5 protein-coding genes are annotated in these 5,732 nt (G+C 66.7%); all 5 read left to right on the forward strand.

Annotation, left to right across the window (positions count from 1 at the left end; genetic code table 11):
- The first annotated feature begins 210 nt into the window (after positions 1 to 210).
- Positions 211 to 462 carry a 30S ribosomal protein S21 gene (rpsU, locus tag ACLP25_RS23840; RefSeq protein ID WP_442471611.1) on the forward strand — a complete coding sequence of 84 codons (252 nt, stop codon included), beginning with the start codon at positions 211 to 213 and terminating at the stop codon, positions 460 to 462.
- A 146-nt stretch (positions 463 to 608) separates the two neighbouring features.
- Positions 609 to 1,466 carry a tetratricopeptide repeat protein gene (locus tag ACLP25_RS23845; protein ID WP_442471612.1) on the forward strand — a complete coding sequence of 286 codons (858 nt, stop codon included), beginning with the start codon at positions 609 to 611 and terminating at the stop codon, positions 1,464 to 1,466.
- A gap of 292 nt (positions 1,467 to 1,758) precedes the next feature.
- Positions 1,759 to 3,006 carry an adenylate/guanylate cyclase domain-containing protein gene (locus ACLP25_RS23850; RefSeq protein ID WP_442471613.1) on the forward strand — a complete coding sequence of 416 codons (1,248 nt, stop codon included), beginning with the start codon at positions 1,759 to 1,761 and terminating at the stop codon, positions 3,004 to 3,006.
- Positions 3,003 to 5,150 (forward strand): ATP-binding protein, encoded by a 2,148-nt coding sequence (locus tag ACLP25_RS23855; protein WP_442471614.1) that lies wholly within the window; start codon positions 3,003 to 3,005, stop codon positions 5,148 to 5,150. The genes ACLP25_RS23850 and ACLP25_RS23855 overlap by 4 nt, the downstream gene beginning before the upstream one ends.
- 273 nt (positions 5,151 to 5,423) lie before the next feature.
- A partial coding sequence (locus ACLP25_RS23860; protein ID WP_442471615.1) for a hypothetical protein occupies positions 5,424 to 5,732 on the forward strand: 309 nt, incomplete at its 3' end.

A 5,732-nucleotide genomic window follows, 5' to 3' on the forward strand; every position in this document is an offset into this window, starting at 1 on the left:
TGCAGTCAAGATAAATTAGCCGCCAACCCGTCGTTAACCCGACTTCCGAGCCGTGTGTCGCCCATGTCGCCCATGCTTACGCTGGACAAGGCGGCGCGGCTCTGATAATGCGCTCGCGACTGGACGAGCCCTCCCTCGGGAAGGCGCGCGTCTGAGCTTTTCGCAAATGACAGGTTTTTCGAGGCTCAGCCTCAAAACACAGGACAGCCCGTGCAAGTACTCGTTCGCGACAACAACGTCGATCAGGCCCTGAAGGCGCTCAAGAAGAAGATGCAGCGGGAGGGAATCTTCCGCGAAATGAAGCTCCGTGGTCACTACGAGAAGCCCTCCGAGAAGCGGGCGCGGGAAAAGGCCGAGGCGGTGCGGCGCGCTCGCAAGCTCGCGCGCAAGAAGCTCCAGCGCGAGGGCCTTTTGCCGGTCAAGGCCAAGCCGGCGCCGGGCGCGCCCCGGTCGGCTGGTTGATTCCGGCGTCGGCGCTTGGCGTTTGCTGCGCCGCGCTATGACCTTGGTTCGACCCCGCCCGGATGCGGCGGGGTTTTGTTTTACGGCAATGCGCTTCTGAAATGGCGGATGATCCGCGTCGGCGTGGGACGCGGCGGAGTCGGCGGATGATGAACGGCAGGATTGGCGCCGGACAGGCTGCGACGCGGGCCTCGTTGGCTTTGGCGATCGCGCTCGCGCTCGGCGCGTGCAGCGAGACGATGAACCCGTCCAGCAAGGTCGCGGAGGTCGAGGCGGGGCCGAAAGCGCAGGAGTCGAATGCCGGCAACATCGACTCGCTGACAGAGGTCATTCAGCGCAATCCGCGCGATCCGGTAGCGTACAACACGCGCGGCGTCGTCTACGCCAAGCTTGGACGCTACTCGAACGCGGTCGACGACTTCTCCCACGCGATCGAACTCGATCCGCATTTCTCCGGCGCCTATACGAACCGCGCTCTCGCCTATCGCCAGGAAAAACAGGACGATCTGGCGATGCAGGACTTCGACCAGGCCATCTCCGCCAACCCGAACGGCGCGGCGGCCTATCTCGGGCGCGGGAATCTCGAGCGGGCCCACGACAATTACGACGCCGCGCTTGCCGACCTCAACCAGGCGATCCGGCTCAACCCGGAAGGCGCGCAGGCGTATCACGCGCGCGGCCTCATCTATCAGCGCCAGGGCAACCAGGCCCAGGCGATCACCGATTTCAACAACGCCATCGACCGGGATCCGTTCGCCGGCGCTCCGTACCAGGCGCGCGGGCAGAGCTATCTGGCGACCGGACAATGGCAGAAGGCGGCCGACGACTTCAACGCTGCGCTCAACGTCGACGACCACAATTCCGAGGCCTGGGCGAGCCTCGGCCTGGCCTACGAGAAGCTTGGCAACCGCCCGAAGGCGGCCGAGGCCTATCGCAGCGCCGCTTCGCTGAATCCCGGCAATGCCGAGGCGAAGGCCGGGCTGGCGCGCGTGAGCGCGGGCTGACGCGCGCGGAGCCGCCGCGTAGCCCCCGAGTGGAATGGCAGCAGTGCGCAATTACCGGACATTCCGCGATGGCTTGGCGGATGAGCCTTAACCGCCCCTTTCCCGCCTTTCCCGGTTGATCGCGGAATGCCAGTCATTTACTCGGTCGGAGGGTTTGAGGTCCTCCCGAACGAAAATCGATCGGCTTGTCCAGGTGAGCCAGCCTGACCTTGCTCGCTTCAGCGGCAAGTGGTCTCGTAGACGGCGCACTGAATTAATGGCCGTAGTTGCTTTGTTGTGTTCGGAGGCCGCCATGGATGTAGGCGAATGGCTCCGAGGGGTGGGCCTCAGCCAGTACGAGGCTGCGTTCCGCGAAAACGCGGTCGACCTGCACGTTCTGCCCAAGTTGACGGCGGAAGACCTCAGGGATCTCGGCGTCGTCTTGGTGGGGCATCGCCGGAGGCTGCTCACGGCGATCGGAGAGCTGTCGACGGCGCGGCCGGCGGGGCCGGAGGCAACGGAAGCGGCCGCCGCCGAGCGCCGCCATCTCACCGTGATGTTCGTCGATCTGGTCGGCTCGACCGCGCTCGCCGAGCGTCTCGATCCCGAGGACATGCGCGAGGTTCTGGCGGCCTATCACGCCTGCTGCGCCGGCCTCATCGCCTCCCACGGCGGCTTCGTCGCCAAATACATGGGCGACGGCGTGCTCGCCTATTTCGGCTACCCGCAAGCGCACGAGCGTGACGCCGACAACGCAGTCGGCGCGGCGCTCGCGATCGTCGCCGCCGCGCCCAAGCTCGCCACGACGGGAGGCGCGCCCCTGCATGTCCGCATCGGCCTCGCGACGGGACTCGTCGTGGTCGGCGATCTGCTCGGGACCGGAGAGGCGCAGGAGCGCGGCGTCGTCGGCGACACGCCGAACCTCGCGGCGCGGTTGCAGTCGATCGCCGAGCCCGATGGCGTGGTTATTGCAGAAGGGACGCGGGAGCTGCTCGGCGGTCTCTTCGAGCTTGAGGATCTCGGAGCGAGGGACCTCAAGGGGATCGCGAGACCTGTGCGGGCGTGGGCGGCGCTCAGGGCGAGTCCGGTGCAAGACCGCTTCGAGGCGCTGCACGGAGCGGACGTCACCCCGCTTGTCGGGCGGGACGAGGAATGCGAACTGCTGCTCAGGCGCTGGACGCGGGCGAAGAACGGGGAAGGCCAGGTGGTCCTGCTGTCCGGCGAGGCGGGGATCGGCAAGTCGCGCCTCGCCGTTGAGGTCGTCGAACGCTTGGCCAATGAGCCGCTGACGCGCATACGCTACTTCTGCTCGCCGCAGCATAGCGACGATGCCCTCTTTCCAATCATCGGCGAGATGGAGCGGGCCGCGCGAATTGCACGCAACGATTCTCCGCAAGCCAAGCTCGACAAGCTCGACGCGCTTCTGGCCTATTCGTCGACCCCAGCCGAGGACGTCGCGCTGCTCGCTGAAACGATGTCGCTGAAGAATGACGGGCGCTTCCCGGCGATCGAGCTTGCCCCCCCCCGCAGCGCCGGCAGAAGACGATCGAGGCGCTCGTGAGCCAGATCGAGGCTCTCACGCGCTTGTGGCCGGTGTTAATGATCTTCGAGGACGCGCACTGGTCCGACCCAACGAGCCTCGAGCTGCTCAGCCGTATCGTCGACCGCATCCGGAGCCTGCGCGCGCTTTTAATCGTGACCTTCCGGCCGGAGTTCGTCGCGCCCTGGATCGGGCAGCCTCACGTCGCCGCGTTCATCCTCAACCGGCTTGGCGAGCGCGAGATCGGAGCCATGATCGGCGCCGTCGTCGGCGCAACGGCGTTGCCGGCGACCATTCGGCAGGGCATCGTCGAGCGCAGCGACGGCGTGCCGCTGTTCGCGGAGGAGATGACGAAAGCGGTGCTGGAGGCGGACGGCGAGCGGGCGACGGCCGGTCCTTCGCCGTCGCTGACGGTCCCCGCGACCCTGCGAGCATCGCTGATGGCGCGCCTCGACAGGCTCGGGCCAGCGAAAGATGTCGCCCAGATCGGCGCGACAATCGGCCGGGAGTTTTCCTACGCGCTTCTGGCCGCCGTGGCGCGAAAACCGGACGAGGCGTTGCAATCGTCGCTCGATCGTCTCGTTCAGTCGGGTCTGCTGGTCGGGCGGGGTGCGCCGCCGGACGCGACCTATCGCTTCAAGCACGCCCTGGTGCAGGACGCGGCCTACGGCGCGCTTCTGCGCGAGCCGAGACGCGCGCTTCACGCCCGTATCGTGGAGGCCCTCGAGAGCCAGTTCCCCGACGAGGCGGAGCGCCAGCCGGCGCTCATCGCCCGCCATTCAGCCGAGGCAGGCCTGATCGAAAAAGCCGCAGGCCTGTGGGGCAAAGCGGGAGAGCGCTCCATGGAGCGCTCTGCGCTCGCCGAGGCGGCCGAGCAGTACATCCGCGCCATCGATCAGATTGCCTCCCTGCCGTCCAGTCCGGCGCTGCGTGGCGCGCAGATCAAGCTTCAGGTCGCGCTCGCGGGCGCGCTGATGTTCGCCAAGGGGTGGGCTGCGCCCGAGACCAGGGCGGCCGAGGAGCGAGCGCGGCTGCTTATCGAGCAGGTCGAAACGCTCGGTGAGGAGCCTCCCCCGGAGTTGTCGGCGATCCTCGGCGCCTTCTGGGCGGCGAACTTCTTTCGGTTCAATGGCGACGCCTGTCGCGACCTCGCCGCGCGGATCCTGGCGCTTGCCGAGAATCAAAGGAAGTCCGTGCCGCTGATGCTCGGGCATTTCCTAACGGGCATGTCCTTGTTGATTACCGGAGACATTGCGGAGGCGCGGGCGCACTTTGATCGCGCGATCGGGCTGTATGATCCTGCCGAGAATCGTCCGCTCGGGGCGCAATATTGGCTAGACTATCGGATCGCAAGCTTGGCCAATCGGTCGTACGTTCTGTGTAAGCTCGGCTTTCCCGAGGCGGCGCTCGCCGACGCTCAGCACGCGGTCGCGGATGCGCGCCAGATCGGCCACGCCCTCACCTTGATGAACGCGCTGGAGACAGTCGTCTGGACGCATATCTCCCGCCGGGACTATGCGGCGGCGAAGGCCGTCCTCGCCGAACTCGTTTCGCTGGCGGACGAGAAGGGCGCAGCCTGGCACAAGGCGACCGCAACGCTGTTTGGCAGTTTCGTGTCGCTCGAATCCAAAGAGCGCGCCGATCACGTCCACGCGATCGCTTCGGCGTGGGACGTCTTCCTGGCGACAGGGGCGACCGTGTGGATGTCGATGCAACGAGCGTATTTGGCGATGGCTCACGCGGACGCCGGCCAATTCGATGACGCCAGACGGTGCGTCGGCGAAGCGTTTACGACGGCGGAAAACGCAAAGGAGAGGTGGTTCGAAGCGGAGATCCATCGCATCGCCGGCGAAATCGAGCTCATGGCGCCGGAAAGAGACGCGACGAAGGCGGAGGCGCATTTCCAGCGCGCACTAGACATCGCGGGGGCGCGGCAGACGCGCTCGTGGGAGCTTCGCGCGGCGACGAGCTTCGCGCGGCTCTTGCGCGATAAGGGCAAGCGCCGGGAGGCCCACGACCTCCTCTCGCCCGTCTACTCCTGGTTCACCGAGGGCTTCGACACGCCCGACCTGATTGAGGCGAAAGCGCTGCTCGACGAGTTGGCTGCAGAGCCGCCGTCTGCCGGGATCGTCGAGGAGGACGAAAATCGGCCATCGCGCCAATGACGGGTTCGGGCGGAGACTGCGCCTTCCCTGTAGGTCCGCTTCCTCGCCCAATTGAGGCATCCAGGGCCGCGATCTGCAACGGTAGCAATACGCCGACTCCCGACATCCGCGGCGCCCCGGGACCGTCTACTCGGCGCGGGGGCGTCAGGTTTTGACCGATAGGTGGCGGATTGACCCCTGCCACCTGACGGCGCCGCCACCGCGGCGACATTTTCTTGACAGCCGAACGACCATGTTCTATCTTTGTTCTTGTCAGACCCAGAACACGCCCCCATGTCCTATTGCGCCGAAGCCGCCTCCGCGGCCGCCCCTCACAATCCGCTAACGGACGCGCGCGCCGCGCGCCTCGCGAAATTCGAGCGGGAACAGCTGATCGTCGGTTATCTCAACCGCGGTGTTTCGGTCGCCGAGATCGCGGCGCGCATGGACGTGAGCGAGAAGCGCATGCGCGCCATCATTCGCGACCCCCGGACTGGGATCCGGGGGCTCGCCCGCCGCATGCCGGCCGACAGTCCCATCCGGCCCGGCGGATGCTCCTGGCGAAAGATGACCTCCCGATCCGGGCCGTTCACCGCACGCCAA

This window comes from Roseiarcus sp., from assembly GCF_052145395.1.
Classification (GTDB): domain Bacteria; phylum Pseudomonadota; class Alphaproteobacteria; order Rhizobiales; family Beijerinckiaceae; genus Roseiarcus.